This is a genomic window from Streptomyces xylophagus (assembly GCF_000716435.1).
GTDB classification, from domain to species: Bacteria; Actinomycetota; Actinomycetes; order Streptomycetales; family Streptomycetaceae; genus Streptomyces; species Streptomyces xylophagus.
The window spans coordinates 1-396 of the sequence record NZ_JNWO01000156.1 but is presented as its reverse complement, the minus strand read 5'-3'; the positions used below and the strand labels follow the sequence as shown (position 1 = coordinate 396).

The window sequence follows — 396 nt, the reverse complement described above, 5'->3', positions numbered from 1 at the left end:
GCCTGGGGCAGCTCGTCGTCGAGGCGCAGGGTCAGCGAGATGCGTTTGCGGGCGGCGTCGACCTCCAGGACCTTGACCTTGACGATGTCGCCGGGCTTGGCCACCTCGCGGGGGTCGCGCACGAAGTTCCTCGACATCGCCGAGACGTGGACCAGGCCGTCCTGGTGCACGCCGATGTCGACGAAGGCCCCGAAGGCGGCGACGTTGGTGACGATGCCCTCCAGGGTCATGCCGGGACGCAGGTCGGCCAGGGTCTCGACCCCCTCGGCGAAGGCGGCCGTCTGGAACGCCGGACGCGGGTCGCGGCCCGGCTTCTCCAGCTCACCGAGGATGTCGGTCACGGTGGGCAGGCCGACGGCGTCGTCGACGAAGTCGGTGGGGCGCACGGACTTCAGC

The 396-nt window shown here is 71.0% G+C and carries 1 protein-coding gene; it reads right to left on the bottom strand.

The window, feature by feature from the left end:
• Positions 1–396: S1 RNA-binding domain-containing protein (locus OO70_RS50765; protein WP_043688445.1), on the bottom strand; the 396-nt coding region annotated here is incomplete at both ends.